Source organism: Variovorax soli (assembly GCF_031454625.1).
GTDB lineage: Bacteria > Pseudomonadota > Gammaproteobacteria > Burkholderiales > Burkholderiaceae_C > Variovorax > Variovorax soli_A.
Genome location: NZ_JAVDRF010000003.1, coordinates 278,472 through 294,184, shown reverse-complemented (window position 1 = coordinate 294,184; position 15,713 = coordinate 278,472). Strand labels below are relative to the sequence as shown.

Sequence of the window (15,713 nt, the reverse complement as noted above, 5' to 3'; positions counted from 1 at the left end):
GCCTTGTCTCAGGCAAAGAGCTGGGCCTCGGCGAGAGCAGCGCCCGCCTGGTCCTTTGCCGACAATTGCGGCGCCACGCCGAGGTCAGGCCAGCGGATGTTCAAGCGCTCGTCATCCCATCTGATGCACCGCTCATGCGCCGGCGCATAGTAGTCCGTCGTCTTGTACAAGAAGTCCGCCGACTCGCTCACCACCAGGAACCCATGCGCAAAGCCTTCAGGCACCCACAGCTGCTTGTGATTCTCTTCCGTGAGCTCCACCCCCGCCCACTGCCCGAAGGTCGGCGAGGACTTTCGAATATCCACCGCCACATCGAACACCGCGCCACGCACCACGCGCACCAGCTTCCCTTGCGGCTGCTGGATCTGGTAGTGCAGCCCGCGCAGCACGCCCTTGACCGATCGCGAATGGTTGTCCTGCACGAACTCCACGTGGCGACCCACCGCCTCGTCAAAGGCTTTGTTGTTGAAGCTCTCGTAGAAAAACCCGCGCGCATCGCCGAACACCTTTGGCTCGATCACGAGCACATCGGGAATCGCAGTCGGCGTGACCTTCACGAGTGCACCTCGTCGGTCATCAGACGATTCAGATACTTGCCATACCCGCTCTTCTCCAACGGCTTCGCCAGCACCGCGAGCTGGTCGGTGGTGATGAATCCATTGCGCCACGCAATTTCCTCGGGGCACGCGATCTTGAGCCCCTGCCGGTGCTCCAGCGTCGCGATGAACTGCCCGGCCTCGAGCAGGCTTTCGTGCGTGCCGGTGTCCAGCCAGGCGTAGCCGCGCTGCATGATCTGCACGTTGAGTTCGCCGCGTTCCAGGTAGGCCTGGTTGACCGCGGTGATCTCCAGCTCGCCCCGCGCGCTGGGCTTCACCGCCTTGGCAATGTCGACGACCTGGTTGTCGTAGAAGTACAGCCCCGTCACCGCATAGCTGCTCTTGGGCTTGTCCGGCTTCTCTTCTATGCTGCTGGCCTTGCCTTTCGCATCGAAGGCGACCACGCCATAGCGCTCCGGGTCGTGCACGTGGTACGCGAAAACAGTGGCGCCTTTCTCCTTGGCATCCGCCGCGGAGAGCAGCGGCACGAGGTCGTGTCCATAGAAAATGTTGTCCCCCAGCACCAGCGCGCTCGGCGCATTTCCCACGAACTTGTCGCCGATGATGAAAGCCTGCGCCAAGCCATCCGGACTCGGCTGCACCGCATACTGAATGTGGATCCCCCACTGGCTCCCATCGCCCAGCAGCTGCTGGAAGCGCGGCGTGTCCTGCGGCGTGCTGATGACCAGGATGTCGCGCATGCCGCCGAGCATCAGGGTGCTGAGGGGGTAGTAGATCATCGGCTTGTCGTACACGGGCAGCAGCTGCTTGCTGAGCGCCAGCGTGGCGGGATGCAGGCGTGTGCCGGAGCCGCCGGCGAGGATGATGCCTTTGCGTTGCGTCATGGATTCTTGTTCCGGTTGTGGGTCAGAGCGTCTCGTGCAGCATGCGCGCGACGCCGGTCTGCCAGGACGGCAGGCTGAGGCCGAAGGCGGACCGCAGCTTGAGGGTATTCAGGCGCGAATTGTGCGGCCGCGCAGCCGGGGTCGGAAACGCGCGGGTCGGCACCGGGTCGACCATGGCGGGCCCGGCCTTCAGCGCGACGCCGGCCGCCTCGGCCTGCTCGAGCACGAAGCGCGCGTAGCCGTGCCAGGTGGTCTCGCCACCGGCTGCGAGGTGATAGAGCCCCGCCTTGGCCGGATCGCGCAGCGTGTCGCGGATCGCATGGGCCGTCACGTCCGCCAGGAGCTCGGCGCCGGTCGGCGCGCCGAACTGGTCGTCGATCACGGTCAGCCGGTCGCGCTCCCTGGCCAGGCGCAGCATGGTCTTGGCGAAGTTGCCGCCGCGCGCGGCATAGACCCAGCTGGTGCGGAAGATCAGGTGCTTCGGGCCCTGCGCGACGATCAGCTGCTCGCCCTCCAGCTTGGTGCGGCCGTACACGCTGAGGGGACCGGTGGCATCGTCTTCCTGCCAGGGCCGCTCGCCGCCGCCGTCGAACACGTAGTCGGTGGAGTAATGCACCATCAGCGCGCCGATCTGCCGGGCCGCCTGCGCGATGGCGCCGGGCGTGGTCGCGTTCAGCGTGCGCGCGAGCTCGGGCTCGCTCTCGGCCTTGTCGACGGCGGTGTGGGCGGCAGCATTGACGATCACGTCAGGCTGCAGGGCCAGCACCGTCTGCGCCACGCGTTCGGGATGGCGAAAGTCCGCAGGGAATTCGGTGCTCCTGGCGTCCAGCGCGACCAGTTCGCCGAGCGGCGCCAGGCTGCGCTGCAGCTCCCATCCCACCTGCCCCGTCTTGCCGAGCAGCAATAGCTTCATGCGGCCTCGTACTGCTTCTTCACCCAGTCGCGGTAGGCGCCGCTTTGCACGTTGCGCACCCACGCCGCGTTGTCCAGGTACCACTCGACGGTCTTGCGGATACCGCTGTCGAAGGTCTCGGCCGGCTTCCAGCCGAGCTCGCGCTCGAGCTTGCGCGCGTCGATGGCGTAGCGCCGGTCGTGGCCGGGGCGGTCGGTCACGAAGCTGATCTGCTCCTTGTAGCTGCGGCCGTCCGCGCGCGGGCGCAATTGGTCGAGCAGCGCGCAGACGGTGTGGACGATCTCGATGTTGGGCTTCTCGTTCCAGCCGCCGACGTTGTAGGTCTCGCCGAGCCGCCCGGCCTCGAGCACGCGGCGGATGGCGCTGCAGTGGTCCTTCACGTAAAGCCAGTCGCGCACCTGCATGCCGTCGCCGTACACGGGCAGGGGCTTGCCGGCCATTGCGTTGACGATCATCAACGGGATCAGCTTCTCGGGGAAATGGAAGGGGCCGTAGTTGTTCGAGCAATTGGTGGTGAGCACCGGCAGACCGTAGGTGTGGTGCCAGGCGCGCACCAGGTGGTCGCTGGCGGCCTTGCTGGCCGAGTAGGGGCTGTTGGGCTCGTACTTGTTCTCTTCGGTGAAGGCGGGATCGCTGGCGGAGAGCGATCCGTAGACCTCGTCGGTCGACACATGCAGCAAGCGGAAGGCGGTTTTCTGTTCGGCGGGCAAGGCGCCCCAGTAGCCCCGGACCGATTCGAGCAGGCGGAAGGTGCCCAGCACGTTGGTTTGGACGAAGTCCTCGGGCCCGTGGATCGAGCGGTCCACATGCGACTCCGCCGCGAAGTTGAGCACTGCGCGCGGCTGGTGCTCGGCCAGCAGCCGGTCGACCAGGGCGCTGTCGCCGATGTCGCCTTGCACGAAGACGTGCTTCGGGTTGTTCGCGAGCGAGGCCAGCGTCTCGAGGTTGCCGGCGTAAGTCAGCTTGTCGAGGTTGACGACGGGCTCATCGCTTTGCGCCAGCCAGTCGAGGACAAAGTTGGCGCCGATGAAGCCGGCGCCGCCGGTGACCAGGATCATGAGGTCTTTCCTTGTTGTGGAAAAAAACCGCCAGGAGGCGGTCGACCTGCGATTATCCCATTGCCGATGTATCGAGAGGCTGCTAGAGACCGGCCACTAACAGATGGACTGAAGCGCAGCTAGAGTGCTGCCGATGTAGTTATCGAGGAAAGACCATGGCCACCAAGGATGATGAAAAGCCGGAAGACAAAGCCGACCGCATCAAGGATTCCGCCCAGCAAATCTGGCTCGCCGGCCTGGGTGCCTTCGCCAAGATGCAGCAGGAAGGCAGCAAGGCCTTCGAAGCGCTGGTGAAGGACGGGCTCGGCGTCCAGAAGAAGACCCAGCGCGCGGCGGAGGAAACCATGGCCCAGGCTCAGGCCCGGATGAGCGGCTTCGCGAGCGAATTCGGAAACCGGGCAGCGGGCGGCTGGGGCAAGCTGGAATCCATCTTCGAGGACCGCGTTGCCCGCGCGCTCGAAAAGCTCGGCATTCCCTCGGCGGAGGAGGTCGCGGCGCTGCAGGCGCGCGTCCAGGCGCTCGAAGCCCAGCTCAAGCACAAGGACGGCACCGCGCATGCCGGGCGCCCGGCACGCACGCCGCGCAAGACGGCTGCCCGCCATCCGGCCGAGGCCGCGGCCAAGCCTTCGCGGCGACGCAAGCCGAGCGGCGACGCTTGAACCCTTGCGGCCCGGCAGGCCGCCAGCGTTCTCGCCGCAGCGCAGCAATCGCCCCATGGCCCGGGAGTTGCGCTAGAGTGGCCTCCAGAGACAAACCCCGGGGGCTACGAGTACATGGCCAAGAAGGCGCCACGCCGCACTGCGCAACGCATCCTCGAAGCCGCATTGGACCTGTTCAACCGGTTCGGGGAGCCGAACGTCTCGACCACGCTGGTGGCGGGCGAGCTCAACATCAGCCCCGGCAATCTTTACTACCACTACCCCGCCAAGGACGAGCTGATCAACCGGCTCTACGAGAGCTACGAGACCGAGCTCAACGAGCTGCTGCACGCGAGCGAAGGCGTGCACGACGTGGAAGACGCCTGGTTCTTCATGCACAGCCTGTTCGAGCTGATCTGGCGCTACCGCTTTCTTTACCGCGACCTCAACGACCTGCTGTCCAAGAACCGGCATCTGGAAACTCAGTTCAAGCTGGTGCTGCAGAACAAGGCACGCGCCATCCGGACCCTGCTCGCCGGACTGAGCCGGGCCGGCCACCTGGACATCGACGCGCGCGAGGTGGACCCGCTGGCGCAGAGCATGGTGGTGGTGCTGACCTACTGGCTGAGTTTCGAGTACGTGCGCAATCCGCGGGAGGCGCTGGAGCCGGGCCATGCCCAGGGGGCCCTGCTGCGCGGCGCGCGCCACACGCTGCATCTGCTCGCGCCCTACCTCGCCGCTGAACAACGGCGGCATTTGCTGACACTCAGCAATGCCTACAGCGGCGAAGATCAACCGGCAACCGTCTGAACATCGCGCATGGCCCATCCCGACCTCCACTCCTTCTCGTTGCAGGCCGCGGACACCGTGCCAGGCTCCGAACCCTGGGTTGCGATGCCCTACCGCGACGCGCCGCGCTTCGATGCCGTGACGGTGCTGCAGCACTGGCGACGGCTGCATGTCGGCCACGGGATGCCGCCGCCGGCACCCGGCCCGCTGGCCGAGGGCTGGGCGCTCTACCACAGCGGCGAATTCGAGCTGGCCGCCAATATCGGGCTGCGAATCGGCGGCGAAGGGCTGGTGCTGGCGAACCAGGCCACGGCCATCTATGCCAATTACCTGGAGCCGCGCGAGGCATGCCGGCAGGCGCTGTTCAAGCAGGTGGCCGAGCGCGCCGCCTCCCAGGTCGAGGAGGAACCGGAGAACTGGCAGGCCTTGTACTGGCAGGCCTATGCGCTGGGCCGCTACAGCCAGGGGATCAGCGTGGCCAGGGCGCTGGCGCAGGGCCTGGGCTCCAAGGTCAAGGGTGCGCTCGAGCGCGTGATCGAGCTGCAGCCGCGGCACGCCGCCGCCCACGTGGCATTGGCCGCCTTCCATGCCGAAGTGATCGACAAGGTGGGCGCACTGGTCGGGCGCATGACCTATGGCGTGCGGGCCGAAACCGCGATGGCGCTCTTCCAGCACGGCTTGGAACTCCACCCGAACTCGCCCGGCGCACTGATGGAATATGCCCGCGGCCTGCTGATGCTCGAAGGCGAAGCGCGCACGGCCGAAGCCACCGCGCTCTACGAACGGGCCGCCTCCCTCGAGCCGCTCGACGCGCGGGAGCGGCTCGACATCGAGCTGGCCCGTGCCGGCCTGTCCGACTGAATCGCGGCCGCTTTATCAACGGCGTCGTCACTTAAGATGCAGGCCCCAGCCACGCGATCGCCGCCACCATGTCCGACCTGAACGCGCTTTTCGAAGCCGCCCAAGCCAACGCCAAGCTGCTCCCGGAGCGTCCGGACAACCCGACGCTGCTCAAGATCTACGGCCTGTTCAAGCAGGCGACCCTGGGCGACAACACCGAGAAGAAGCCCAGCTTCAGCGACGTCGTCGCCCGTGCCAAGTGGGAGGCATGGACCGCGCAGAAGGGCCTCTCGGCCGACGAGGCCAAGCAGAAATACATCGACCTGATCGAGTCGCTGCGCTGAGCGCCAACCGCCGCCGATGCGCCCGGGACGAGCCTTACAGCCAATCGTTGTCGTTGTAGGCGTTCTCGTCTTCGTCGCCGCGCCTGCTCAGCAGGTCGTCGAGCTTCTGCCGCAAGCGCTGCTCGATCGGCCCGCTGAAGCCTCCGAACAGGCCGGTCAGCGTCGCCTGCAGCCTGAAGGTGTCGCCGCTGACCTCGACGCTGCCTTCAATGCCCGTGCGGCTGAAATGGCCGAGGTCGCGTGCCGGGCCTTCCTCGTAGCTGCAGTCGAGGCCGTAGTCCCGCTCGACCTGGCGGACCCACTTGCGCGCGATCGTGCGCGCGGCCTCGATGCCGAGTTGATGACTGCGTTCGATATGGATCTCAGGCACCTGGCCCCCCCTGTCGGCTTGGATGATTCGGTTCTTCGGTCGGCCTGCGGGCCGCGGGCGCCACGGCATCCCCGGCTCCCAGCGCCTGCATTCTCTCGTCTTTGGGCAGCCGGGCCAGGCGCTTGACGGCCGCGTAGAAGCGCGGCCAGTTCCGGCCCTCGCGGTCGAACAGCGCCTCGAAGCCCGGCACCAGTTCATCGTAGGCCGCCTGCGCGCCGAACAGGGCGTTGTTGGCGCGCGCCACCCAGGCATCGTAGGCGCCCTGCCGGGGGCCGCTCCAGCCGGCGCGCAGTGCGGCGTAGCGCTGGCGGAAGTCGTCCATCGCGGCCTTCTTCCGCGCATCGACCGCCGCCCAGTCCCCGGCCTGCGCCTCCTTCGAGGCATAGATGTCCGAAAGCACCTGCCGCGTATGCGCCGCGAGGGCGCGGAACTGCTGGCGGCGGCCATCGAACTGGGCGTACTCGAGCCGCGCCGCCTCGCTGGCCTGGGACTGCAGCCAGCGAGCGCCGCCGATGCGCTCCACCGCCGTCGCGTAGGACTCGTTGAACGTGGTGTCCCCCGGCACGTAGAGCACCTGGTGGGCGAGCTCGTGGAACACGATGCGGGCGAGTTCGCCCTCGGGGTAGCCGATGAAGGTGGAGAGCAGCGGGTCGCCGCCGGCCCAGTTCATCCAGCCCAGGGTGGAATAGGCGGGAACCGGGTACACGGCCGCTTCCAGACCCTGAGCGCTCAACGCGGCCGCCTCGGCGCGGGCCGCGGCCTGGTCGTAATAGCCGCGGTAGCCGACGCAGCCGGCGACCGGGAAGCACCAGGTCTTGAGGGTGAGCGAATGGGGCGGCGCCGCCACCACGTTCCAGATCGCCGCGGGCCGGTGCAGGTCGGCATAGGCCTTGTAGCTCGGGTTGTCGGGCAGGCCGAGCTCGGCGACCGCGAAGCGGCGGATGCGCTGCGTGAGCTCCAGCTTGGCCTTGAGCGCCTCGGAGGTGGCCGGGTCCTGCAGCACCTCCGGCACCGGCCGCGCCGCGCGCATGAGCGCGAGGTGGCCGGCGGCCGACTGCCAGTAATAGCCGACCTCGGCGCAACCCGCAAGCGCCAGGACCGCCAAGGCGGCGAAGACCACGCGCCGGCGGCTCATCTCTCGCCCTCGTCAGGCATCCAAAGCCACCTCGACCAGGCAATCGTAGAAGGTGGGCCCGCGGCCGATGTCCGTCAGGCGCTGGCTGGTGAGCTGGTTGACATTGGTGCCGTCGGCCCCGAGCTTGCGCCACCAGATGCCCAGCCCATGAACTACACCGGGCCGGGCGCGGCGCGAGACCTCGGCGCGGCAGCGGTGCTCGCCGCGACCGTTGAAGACGCGCACCATCGCGCCATCGACGATGCCGCGCGCGGCGGCGTCGTCCTCGTGGATCTCCAGCAGCGGCTCGCCCTCGATCGCGCGCAGGCTCCTGACGTTGACGAAGCTCGAGTTGAGGAAGTTGCGCGCCGGTGGCGAGATCATCGCGAGCGGGAACTCCGTCGAGCTGCCGGCCGCCTCGTAGTTGGGCAGGTGGTCGGGCAGCCCGTCCTGGCCCTGCGCCGCGAGGCGTTCGCTGAAGAACTCGCATCGGCCCGAGGGCGTCGGGAAGCCGCCTTCGGCGAAGGGTGCATCGGGCAGCTTGAGGCTGCTGAAGCCCTGCGCCTGCAGTTCCTCGACATCGATGGCGCCAGGCGCGAAGGCGCTGCGGCACAGCGCCTCGTCGTCGTCGGAGAAGCAGGGCTCGTCGAAGCCCATGCGGCGCGCCAGCTCGCGGAACACCCAGGCATTGCTGCGCGCCTCCCCGCGCGGCGCCAGCGCCGGCCGGTTCAGCAGCACGTCGGTATGGCCATAGCTGGTGTGGATGTCCCAGTGCTCCAGCTGGGTGGTGGCCGGCAGCACGTAGTCGGCAAAGTCGGCGGTGTCGGTCTGGAACTGCTCCAGCACCACGGTGAACAGGTCCTCGCGCGCGAAGCCGGCCACCACTTTCGCCGAGTCCGGCGCGACCGCGACCGGGTTGCTGTTGTAGACCACCAGCGCACGGATCGGATGGGCGGTGTCGAGCAAGGCATCGCCGATGGTGCTCATGTTGATGGTGCGCGGGCGCCGGCCGGCCAGCAGGTCCGGCCTGTGCAGTGCGGCGCGGTCCACCGGGAACTGGCCCGAGCTGCTCAGCAGCAGCCCGCCGGCGCGATCGCGCCAGGCGCCCACCAGCGCGGGCAGGCAGGCGATGGCGCGCGCCGCATTGCCGCCGCCGCGCACCCGCTGCATGCCGTAGTTGAGCCGGATCGCCGCCGGCCGCGTGGTGCCGTAGGCGCGCGCCAGTGCCACGATCTGCGCCTCGGGCACGCCGCAGACGGCGGCCGCACGTGCCGGCGGCCATTGCAGCGCGCGTTCGCGCAACGGCTCCCAGCCCAAGGTGTAGCGCTCGAGGTAGTCGGCGTCCAGCCAGCCGTTGACGATCAGCTCATGCATCAGGGCGAAGGCCAGCGCGGCATCGGTGCCCGGCAGGAGCGCCACGTGCTCGTCGCACTTGTCGGCGGTCTCGGTCTTGCGAGGATCGATGCACACCAGCCTGGCGCCGGCACGCTTGGCCGCCTGCGCATGCCGCCAGAAATGCAGGTTGCTCGCGATCGAGTTGCTGCCCCAGATCAGGATCAGCTTCGCCTCGGCGAAGAACTGCACGCGCATGCCGACCTTGCCACCCAAGGTGAAACCCAGGGCTTCGCTGCCGGCCGTCGAGCAGATGGTGCGATCCAGCAGCGAAGCCCCGAGCTTGTGAAAAAAACGACGGTCCATCGATTCGCCCTGCACCAGCCCCATGGTTCCGGCGTAGCTGTAGGGCACAATCGTTTCCGGATTGTTACTTTTTAGTACATGCAAGCGCTCGGCGATGTCGTCGAGTGCAGCATTCCAGCTTACAGGCTCGAAGCGGCCGCTGCCCTTGGGACCGACCCGCCTGAGGGGCTGCAGCAGCCGCTCGGCGTGGTCGTTGCGTTCGATGTAGCGCGAGACCTTGGTGCAGAGCACGCCGGCCGTATGCGGATGCGCCGGGTTCCCCTGCAGCTTGACGGCCTTGCCGTCCTGCACGGTGGTCACGAGGGAGCAGGTGTCGGGGCAGTCGTGAGGACAGGCGCCGAGCACCTGGGTCGGGGAGTTCATGGGAATGGACCGGGCAACAAGAGGGACCGGTCAAGTCTAAGTTCTGCGCCGCAGCGGCGCTCTGGAGTTTTCACGATGATCCAACGCAGGCAATTTTCGATCGCGGCAGGCGCCGCGGCACTCGGCGGCTTCGGCCTGGCGAGAGCGCAGGGCGAAGCGCCCATCGTGCTCGGCCAGTCGGCGCCCTTCACCGGGCCGGCGGCGCAGTTGGGCATCCAGTTCCAGCAGGGCGCCAAGCTATACCTCGACCAGTACAACGCGATGCCGGGCCACCGCGACGTCCGGATCAAGTTCCTGGACGACGGCTACGAGCCGGAGCGCTGCGCCGCCAACACCAAGAAGCTCATCGACGAGGAGGCGTTCGCGCTTTTCGGCTACATCGGCACCCCCACCAGCCTGGCGGCCCTGCCGCTGGCGGTGAATGCGAAGGTGCCCTTCATCGCGCCCTTCACCGGCGCCATGGCGCTGCGCGAGCCCTTCCATCGCAACGTGTTCCACCTGCGCGCCTCGTACAACGACGAGACGGCGCTGATCGTGAAGCAGCTCACCCACCTGGGCCTGAAGAAGATCGCGGTCTTCTACCAGAACGACGCCTACGGCAAGGCCGGGCTGGACGGCGTGACATTGGCGCTCTCGCAGCTCGACCTGAAGCCGGCGGCCCTGGCCACGGTGGAGCGCAACACGGTCGACGTCGCCGCGGCGGTGAAGACCATCGTCGCCGCCAAGCCCGACGCCGTGGTCCAGGTCAGCGCCTACAAGTCCTGCGCCGCGTTCATCCGCGAGGCACGCAAGGCGGGCTACGGCGGCACCTTCTACAACGTGTCCTTCGTCGGCACGCAGGCCCTGGCCGACGAACTGGGCAAGGACGGCGCCGGGGTGGTCGTCACCCAGGTCGTGCCCTCCCCCTACTACGCCGCGAACGGCATCACGCGCGAATTCAACGAGGCGGTGAAGAAGAGCGGCGGCACGGTCCAGTCCAACTTCTCGAGCATGGAGGGCTACCTGGCCGCGAAAGTGCTGACCGAAGGCCTGCGCCGCGCGCCCGGCAAGCTCACGCGCGAGAGCCTGATCGCGGGGCTGGAAAGCATCGACCGGCAGCAGTTCGGCGGCTTCGAAGTTTCCTTCTCGCCGCGCAACCACGTCGGGTCGAAGTTCGTGGAGCTGTCGATGATCACCGCCGACGGCCGGATCCGGACTTGAGGAAAGTCACTTCCCCGAAGCAAGACCGTCGACCGCCTGAAACATCGCCTGCCTGGCCTGGCTGATCACCTGTCCGCGCCAGGCATCGGTGTCGCAGTAGAACGCCGCGAGCATGCGCGCGTGAATCGCTTCGGCCAGCTCGGCGGGCGCTTCGGGATGGCAGTGCAGCCAGTGGTCGCCGCGCAGCGCGGCCGTGACTTCCAGCATCGCCTCGGTGCCGTACTCCAGCGCGATGGAGGTGTGCTCGGCCTGGGGGCATTCGTCGTCGAGCGCGTAGCACATCAGCCCGGTCAGGTAGGCTGAAGTCGACGAACCGTCGTACATCGAGGTCACCGGCGCCGCCGGGCTGCCCCACCAGGCGTTGGCCCGCGCATAGGCGGACTTGTCGTCCCGGCCGGCGAAGATGCGCTCGCCGATGCCATTGGGGCCGAGCCCGGTGTGCAGGTCGATCCAGCCCAGGCGAGTCGCCGGCGCCGCGTGGCTGCGAAGCACCTCGCGCACGGTCCTGTTGCTCCACGTCGGCGCGTCGCCGCCATAGAACAGGCCATCGGCAAACTGGTACTGGCCGCGTGACACGGCCGCCTGGTAGAAGCCCAGGCCCTCGCGGGCGATGAGGCTGTCGATGGCCGCCTGGTTGGCTGCCGAGGGCGGCCACTGCTCGGGCAGCAAGAGCGCATGCAGGCTGGCATAGGCCTCGTTCACCGGCAGCGGCTTCGAGAAGTCGAGGAAGTTGCGGTTCAAGTCCACGTTCTCGTGCGTGACGCGCCGCCCGTGCGAGAAGCCGTGCGGGTTGAGCGCATGGATGTAGAGCACCGCCACGCCCTGGTCCCGCGCCTTCTCGCGCCACTCGGCGTCGTGCAGCGCGAACACCTGCACGCCGCTGCCGCAGTGCCCCTCCACGCCATGGCAGCCGCTGCTCACGATCAGCAGCTTGCCGGCATCCGCGTCGCCATCGAGCGCCACGTCGATCGCCAGCGCCTCGCCATCGCGGCCCCGCAACGGATGAACATGGGACTGCACGGCCAGGCCTGCCTCGGCGCATCCCTGGAGAAACTTGCTGCGTGCCTGTGCGTAGCGCGATGCAAAGGCCTCGCCGACGCCGATCATGCGGCGCTGCCTTCGACGAGCGTCGGGCTCTTCAGGAACTCCTCGGCCAACCGCACCCAGCAGGTCGCGCCCAGGGGTATCAGCTCGTCGTTGAAGTCGTAGCTCGCGTTGTGCAGCATGCAGGGGCCGCCGCCATGGTGCATCTCGCGGTGGCTGCCGTCGCCGTTGCCGATGAAGGCGTAGGCGCCGGGCCGGGCCTGCAGCATGAAGGCGAAGTCTTCGGCCGTCATGGCCGGTTCCTGCACCAGCACGTTCTGCTCGCCGACGATGCCGGCCATCACGCGGCGCGCGAAGTTCGCCTCTGCCGCGGTGTTGATGGTGGGCGGGTAGTTGCGGTGGAAGTAAAAGTCGCACCCGGCATCGTGGGCCGCGCTCACGTGCTCGGCGATCTTCTTCATGCGCGCCTCGATCAGGTCCAGCACCTCCAACGTGAAGGTGCGCACCGTGCCCTTGAGCTCGCAGCGGTCGGGGATCACGTTGCTGGCCTCGCCGGCGTGGATCATGGTCACCGAGATCACACCGGCCTCGGTCGGCTTCTTGTTGCGGGTGAGGATGGTCTGGAAGGCCTGCACCATCTCGCAGGCGATCGGCACCGGGTCGATGCCGGTGTGCGGCAGCGCGGCGTGGCCGCCCTTGCCTCGGATGGTGATGGTGAATTCGCTGCTCGAGGCCATCGCCGGCCCGGGGCTCACGGCGAACTGGCCGGCCTTCATGCCGGGCCAGTTGTGCATGCCGAACACGGCCTCCATCGGGAACTGCTCGAAGAGGCCCTCCTTGACCATCTCGCGCGCCCCGCCGCCGCCCTCCTCGGCCGGCTGGAAGATCAGGTAGACCGTGCCGTCGAAATTGCGGTGCTTCGCCAGGTGCTGGGCCGCCGCCAGCAGCATGGCGGTGTGGCCGTCGTGGCCGCAGGCGTGCATCTTGCCGGGGTGCTTGCTGGCGTGGGCGAAGGTGTTGAGCTCGGTGACCGGCAGCGCATCCATGTCGGCGCGCAGGCCGACGGCGCGGGGGCTGCTGCCGTTCTTCACGATGCCGATCACGCCGGTGGTCGCCAGGCCGCGGTGGATGGGGATGCCCCACTCGGTGAGCTTGGCCGCCACCACGTCGGCGGTGCGCACTTCCTGGAAGCAGAGTTCGGGATGGGCGTGCAGGTCACGCCGGACGGACGCGATGCCCGCCGCCTGGGTGACCAGGGAGTCGATGAGTTTCATGGAAAGGAGTCTAGGCTGAGCGGGAATTGCCCGCAAAGCCCGTGCCTCCCCCGAGATCAGCGCCCGTTTTCCTTCAGCCAGGCCTTGCGCGCCGCCAGCGCGGTGTCGGTGAAATCGGTAAACACGCCGTCGACGCCGAGCCGGTAGAACGCCAGGTACTCGTTCGCCGCGTCACCCTTGTAGTCGGAGGCCAGCCGGCGCGACTCGTTGCGGAAGGTGAAGGGATGCACCAGGAGTCCCACCTTGTGCGCCTCGGCCACCAGGTTGGTCGGGGCCATCGAGGTGGCGTCGGCATCGTTGACCTTGCCGTCGCGGTTGACGTCCACCGGCTTGCCGTCGGCGCCGACCGTGCCCTTGATGCTGACGATGTAGCGCTTCCACGGGCCGATGGCATCGGCGTAGGTCTTGATCTCGGCGAGCCCGGCAGGTGTGACCATCACGTCGAAGTTGCGGCGATCGCCGGCCTTGGTCCACTCGTAGGGCCGGTCCACCGGCACAGCGTAGGTCATGCGGCCGGTCGCCATGTCGATGCCGTCCCCGTCGATCAGCTGGACCAGCCGCGTCTTCAGGCCCTTGCTCTTCATGTACTTGAGACTGCCCGGCTCGAAGGACTGCACGAACACCGGCGCGCCGCGGCTGTTCCAGCCAGCGGCCTCGAGCAGGGCGATCAGCTTGTCCTCCATCGGCATTCCGAGGTCGCGGAAGTAGGTCGGGTTCTTGGTCTCGGGGTAGATGCCGATGGTGCGGCCGGTCTCGCGCGACTTGGCCTTGGCCAGGTCGATCACCTCCTGGAAGGTCGGCACCTTGTACTGGCCGTTGAACTGCTGCGGCCGCTCGGCATCGGTGGAGATGGCGCCCAGGCGCTTGATCTCGGCAAGGGTGAAATCGTTGCTGAACCAGCCGGTCTGGGTCTCGCCGTCGACCTGGATGGTCTTCTTGCGCTGCGCGAACTCGGGGTGCTTCGCCACGTCGGTGCTGATCGCCAGGTTGGGGTCGTGACGGGTGATCAGCACGCCGTCCTTGGTGGAGACCAGGTCCATCTCGATCACGTCGGCGCCCAGCTCGATGGCCCGGGCATAGGCCTCCAGCGTCTCCTCCGGCAGGTACCCGGAGGCGCCGCGGTGCGCCACCACCAGCGGCGGCTGCCCGTCGAGGGTGGGCAGCCTGGCAGACGGGCCCGCGCCGGGCATGCTGCAGGCGGCAAGGGTGAAGGCAGCGGCGGCGGTCAGCACGTACTTCGCGGTCTGGGATTGCTTCAAGGTCTTCTTCTCCGTCAGGTTGAAAAAAAGGCGCAGCCTAGCCGGCCCGGGTGACAGTTTGACTGCATTGCAGCGCGCCGATGCAGGACTTTCCGGGACAAAATGGCCCGCATGCCGACCGCTTCCCTCTCCAGCCGCAGCCTCGAGTTCGCGCAGACGCTGGTGCGCATGAACACCGTGAGCACCCACAGCAACCTCGAGCTGATCGACTTCGCGCGCGACCACCTGGCCGGCCTGGGCGTGCGCAGCCGCCTCACCTACAACGCCGACAAGACCAAGGCCAACCTGTTCGCCACGCTGGGCGCGGGCAAGCCGGCCGGCGTGATCGTCTCGGGCCACACCGACACCGTGCCCTGGGACGGGCAGGCCTGGAGCGTGGACCCCCTGTCGGCACTCGTCCAGGACTGGCCGCAGGACGAGCACGACGGCGAGGCGATGCAGGTCGAGCCCCGCCTCTACGGCCGCGGCTCGGCCGACATGAAGAGCTTCATTGCGATCGCGCTGGCCAACGCCGAGCGCTTCGTCGAGAGCGACTCCCCCTTCGCGGTGCACTTCGCCTTCAGCTACGACGAGGAGGTGGGCTGCTTCGGCGTGCGCGAACTGCTCGCCGACATGAAGGACCAGGGCATCCGGCCGCTGGCCTGCATCGTCGGCGAGCCGACGATGATGGTGCCCGCCATCGCGCACAAGGGCGTCTACCGCTACCGCTGCTGCGTGCGCGGCAAGGAGGCGCATTCCTCGCTCACGCCGCGCTCGGTCAACGCGATCGAGATGGCGGCGCGCCTGGTCGGCAGGGTGCGCGACATGGCCGAGGGCTTCGAGCGCGACGAGCCCCGCTATGCGGGCTTCGACGTGCCGTACAGCACCGCCAGCGTCGGCCAGTTCCACGGCGGCATTGCCGACAACGTGGTGCCGCGCGACGCCGAGTTCCGCTACGAGTTCCGCGACCTGCCCACGGCCGACGCGCAGAAGATGCAAAAGGAGATCCTGCTGCATGCCAACCGCCTCGAGGCCGGCATGAAGAAGATCGCACCCGAGGCCGGCTTCAGCTTCGAGACCATCTGCGAGATCCCCAGTTTCCTCACCACGGCCGACGACCCGGTCACCCGCCTCGCGCAGCGACTGGCGGGCGAAGCAGGCACCACGCTGGTCGCCTTCGGCACCGAGGCCGGCCTGTTCAAGCAGGCCGGCATCCCGACCGTGGTGTGCGGCCCCGGCAGCATCACCCAGGCGCACCAGCCGGACGAGTACGTGACGCTCGCCCAACTCGCGCGCTGCGAGCAGTTCCTGCAGGGGCTCGCAGCGGTCCGGGAGCTCCGCTGAAGCGCATCGCCCTTGGCCTGCTCGGCGCCGCCGCCCTGCTGTATG

Annotated in this window: 16 protein-coding genes; 6 read left to right on the top strand and 10 right to left on the bottom strand. The window is 67.9% G+C overall.

What is annotated here, in order from left to right; all coding sequences use genetic code 11:
• Nucleotides 1–8: 8 nt before the first annotated feature.
• From rfbC to rfbB, 4 genes are read right to left on the bottom strand one after another with little or no spacing between them, the layout of a single operon-like run.
• A complete protein-coding gene (rfbC, locus tag J2739_RS08550; RefSeq protein ID WP_309900498.1) occupies nucleotides 9–557 on the bottom strand; it encodes a dTDP-4-dehydrorhamnose 3,5-epimerase in 549 nt (182 codons plus the stop codon).
• A complete protein-coding gene (rfbA, locus tag J2739_RS08545; RefSeq protein ID WP_309900496.1) occupies nucleotides 554–1,441 on the bottom strand; it encodes a glucose-1-phosphate thymidylyltransferase RfbA in 888 nt (295 codons plus the stop codon). The genes rfbC and rfbA overlap by 4 nt, the downstream gene beginning before the upstream one ends.
• Before the next feature lie 22 nt (nucleotides 1,442–1,463).
• Entirely contained in the window at nucleotides 1,464–2,354 is an 891-nt protein-coding gene (rfbD, locus tag J2739_RS08540) for a dTDP-4-dehydrorhamnose reductase (RefSeq protein ID WP_309900494.1), read from the bottom strand.
• Nucleotides 2,351–3,412 (bottom strand): dTDP-glucose 4,6-dehydratase, encoded by a 1,062-nt coding sequence (rfbB, locus tag J2739_RS08535; RefSeq protein WP_309900492.1) that lies wholly within the window; start codon nucleotides 3,410–3,412, stop codon nucleotides 2,351–2,353. The genes rfbD and rfbB overlap by 4 nt, the downstream gene beginning before the upstream one ends.
• A 155-nt stretch (nucleotides 3,413–3,567) precedes the next feature.
• Between rfbB and J2739_RS08530 the strand changes: the two genes are divergently transcribed.
• The 4 genes from J2739_RS08530 (at nucleotide 3,568) to J2739_RS08515 (ending at nucleotide 6,023) form a co-directional block, all read left to right on the top strand.
• Nucleotides 3,568–4,071, top strand: a complete 504-nt coding sequence (locus J2739_RS08530) for a phasin family protein (RefSeq protein ID WP_309900490.1) — start codon at nucleotides 3,568–3,570, stop codon at nucleotides 4,069–4,071.
• A gap of 114 nt (nucleotides 4,072–4,185) precedes the next feature.
• Complete coding sequence (locus tag J2739_RS08525; protein WP_309900488.1) at nucleotides 4,186–4,860, top strand: TetR/AcrR family transcriptional regulator; 675 nt, start codon at nucleotides 4,186–4,188, stop codon at nucleotides 4,858–4,860.
• Nucleotides 4,861–4,869: 9 nt separating this feature from the next.
• A complete protein-coding gene (locus J2739_RS08520; RefSeq protein ID WP_309900486.1) occupies nucleotides 4,870–5,700 on the top strand; it encodes a tetratricopeptide repeat protein in 831 nt (276 codons plus the stop codon).
• A gap of 68 nt (nucleotides 5,701–5,768) precedes the next feature.
• Nucleotides 5,769–6,023, top strand: a complete 255-nt coding sequence (locus J2739_RS08515; protein WP_309900484.1) for an acyl-CoA-binding protein — start codon at nucleotides 5,769–5,771, stop codon at nucleotides 6,021–6,023.
• A 34-nt stretch (nucleotides 6,024–6,057) separates the two neighbouring features.
• Here J2739_RS08515 and J2739_RS08510 read toward each other — a convergent pair whose 3' ends face one another.
• From J2739_RS08510 to J2739_RS08500, 3 genes are read right to left on the bottom strand one after another with little or no spacing between them, the layout of a single operon-like run.
• Nucleotides 6,058–6,393, bottom strand: coding sequence for a polyhydroxyalkanoic acid system family protein (locus tag J2739_RS08510; protein WP_309900482.1), 336 nt, complete (start codon nucleotides 6,391–6,393; stop codon nucleotides 6,058–6,060).
• On the bottom strand, nucleotides 6,386–7,528 hold the full coding sequence (locus J2739_RS08505; RefSeq protein WP_309900480.1) for an aminopeptidase: 1,143 nt from the start codon (nucleotides 7,526–7,528) through the stop codon (nucleotides 6,386–6,388). Before J2739_RS08505 ends, J2739_RS08510 begins: the two co-directional genes overlap by 8 nt.
• A gap of 12 nt (nucleotides 7,529–7,540) precedes the next feature.
• The gene (locus J2739_RS08500; protein WP_309900478.1) at nucleotides 7,541–9,568 is read right to left on the bottom strand and encodes a molybdopterin-containing oxidoreductase family protein; all 2,028 of its coding nucleotides are present in this window, start codon (nucleotides 9,566–9,568) and stop codon (nucleotides 7,541–7,543) included.
• A 75-nt stretch (nucleotides 9,569–9,643) separates the two neighbouring features.
• Between J2739_RS08500 and J2739_RS08495 the strand changes: the two genes are divergently transcribed.
• Nucleotides 9,644–10,768, top strand: coding sequence for an ABC transporter substrate-binding protein (locus tag J2739_RS08495; protein WP_309900476.1), 1,125 nt, complete (start codon nucleotides 9,644–9,646; stop codon nucleotides 10,766–10,768).
• A 6-nt stretch (nucleotides 10,769–10,774) separates the two neighbouring features.
• Here the strand turns inward: J2739_RS08495 and J2739_RS08490 are convergent, their stop codons facing one another.
• The 3 genes from J2739_RS08490 to J2739_RS08480 are packed head-to-tail and all read right to left on the bottom strand — an operon-like array spanning nucleotide 10,775 to nucleotide 14,276.
• A complete protein-coding gene (locus tag J2739_RS08490; protein ID WP_309900474.1) occupies nucleotides 10,775–11,875 on the bottom strand; it encodes a M14 family metallopeptidase in 1,101 nt (366 codons plus the stop codon).
• Nucleotides 11,872–13,086 (bottom strand): M20 aminoacylase family protein, encoded by a 1,215-nt coding sequence (locus J2739_RS08485; RefSeq protein ID WP_309900472.1) that lies wholly within the window; start codon nucleotides 13,084–13,086, stop codon nucleotides 11,872–11,874. The genes J2739_RS08490 and J2739_RS08485 overlap by 4 nt, the downstream gene beginning before the upstream one ends.
• 56 nt (nucleotides 13,087–13,142) lie before the next feature.
• Nucleotides 13,143–14,276, bottom strand: a complete 1,134-nt coding sequence (locus J2739_RS08480) for a glycerophosphodiester phosphodiesterase (RefSeq protein ID WP_309901096.1) — start codon at nucleotides 14,274–14,276, stop codon at nucleotides 13,143–13,145.
• 180 nt (nucleotides 14,277–14,456) lie between these two features.
• On the opposite strand from J2739_RS08480, the gene argE reads away from it, so the two are divergent.
• The gene (gene argE, locus J2739_RS08475) at nucleotides 14,457–15,668 is read left to right on the top strand and encodes an acetylornithine deacetylase (protein WP_309900470.1); all 1,212 of its coding nucleotides are present in this window, start codon (nucleotides 14,457–14,459) and stop codon (nucleotides 15,666–15,668) included.
• The last annotated feature ends 45 nt before the right edge of the window (nucleotides 15,669–15,713 follow it).

What these genes read in the sequence shown, in the direction of transcription:
- rfbA (WP_309900496.1), bottom strand. Translation starts at nt 1,441, where the DNA reads ATGACGCAACGCAAAGGCATCATCCTCGCCGGCGGCTCCGGCACACGC.
- rfbD (WP_309900494.1), bottom strand. Translation starts at nt 2,354, where the DNA reads ATGAAGCTATTGCTGCTCGGCAAGACGGGGCAGGTGGGATGGGAGCTG.
- rfbB (WP_309900492.1), bottom strand. Translation starts at nt 3,412, where the DNA reads ATGATCCTGGTCACCGGCGGCGCCGGCTTCATCGGCGCCAACTTTGTC.
- J2739_RS08530 (WP_309900490.1), top strand. Translation starts at nt 3,568, where the DNA reads ATGGCCACCAAGGATGATGAAAAGCCGGAAGACAAAGCCGACCGCATC.
- J2739_RS08525 (WP_309900488.1), top strand. Translation starts at nt 4,186, where the DNA reads ATGGCCAAGAAGGCGCCACGCCGCACTGCGCAACGCATCCTCGAAGCC.
- J2739_RS08520 (WP_309900486.1), top strand. Translation starts at nt 4,870, where the DNA reads ATGGCCCATCCCGACCTCCACTCCTTCTCGTTGCAGGCCGCGGACACC.
- J2739_RS08515 (WP_309900484.1), top strand. Translation starts at nt 5,769, where the DNA reads ATGTCCGACCTGAACGCGCTTTTCGAAGCCGCCCAAGCCAACGCCAAG.
- J2739_RS08505 (WP_309900480.1), bottom strand. Translation starts at nt 7,528, where the DNA reads ATGAGCCGCCGGCGCGTGGTCTTCGCCGCCTTGGCGGTCCTGGCGCTT.
- J2739_RS08500 (WP_309900478.1), bottom strand. Translation starts at nt 9,568, where the DNA reads ATGAACTCCCCGACCCAGGTGCTCGGCGCCTGTCCTCACGACTGCCCC.
- J2739_RS08495 (WP_309900476.1), top strand. Translation starts at nt 9,644, where the DNA reads ATGATCCAACGCAGGCAATTTTCGATCGCGGCAGGCGCCGCGGCACTC.
- J2739_RS08490 (WP_309900474.1), bottom strand. Translation starts at nt 11,875, where the DNA reads ATGATCGGCGTCGGCGAGGCCTTTGCATCGCGCTACGCACAGGCACGC.
- J2739_RS08485 (WP_309900472.1), bottom strand. Translation starts at nt 13,086, where the DNA reads ATGAAACTCATCGACTCCCTGGTCACCCAGGCGGCGGGCATCGCGTCC.
- J2739_RS08480 (WP_309901096.1), bottom strand. Translation starts at nt 14,276, where the DNA reads ATGCCCGGCGCGGGCCCGTCTGCCAGGCTGCCCACCCTCGACGGGCAG.
- argE (WP_309900470.1), top strand. Translation starts at nt 14,457, where the DNA reads ATGCCGACCGCTTCCCTCTCCAGCCGCAGCCTCGAGTTCGCGCAGACG.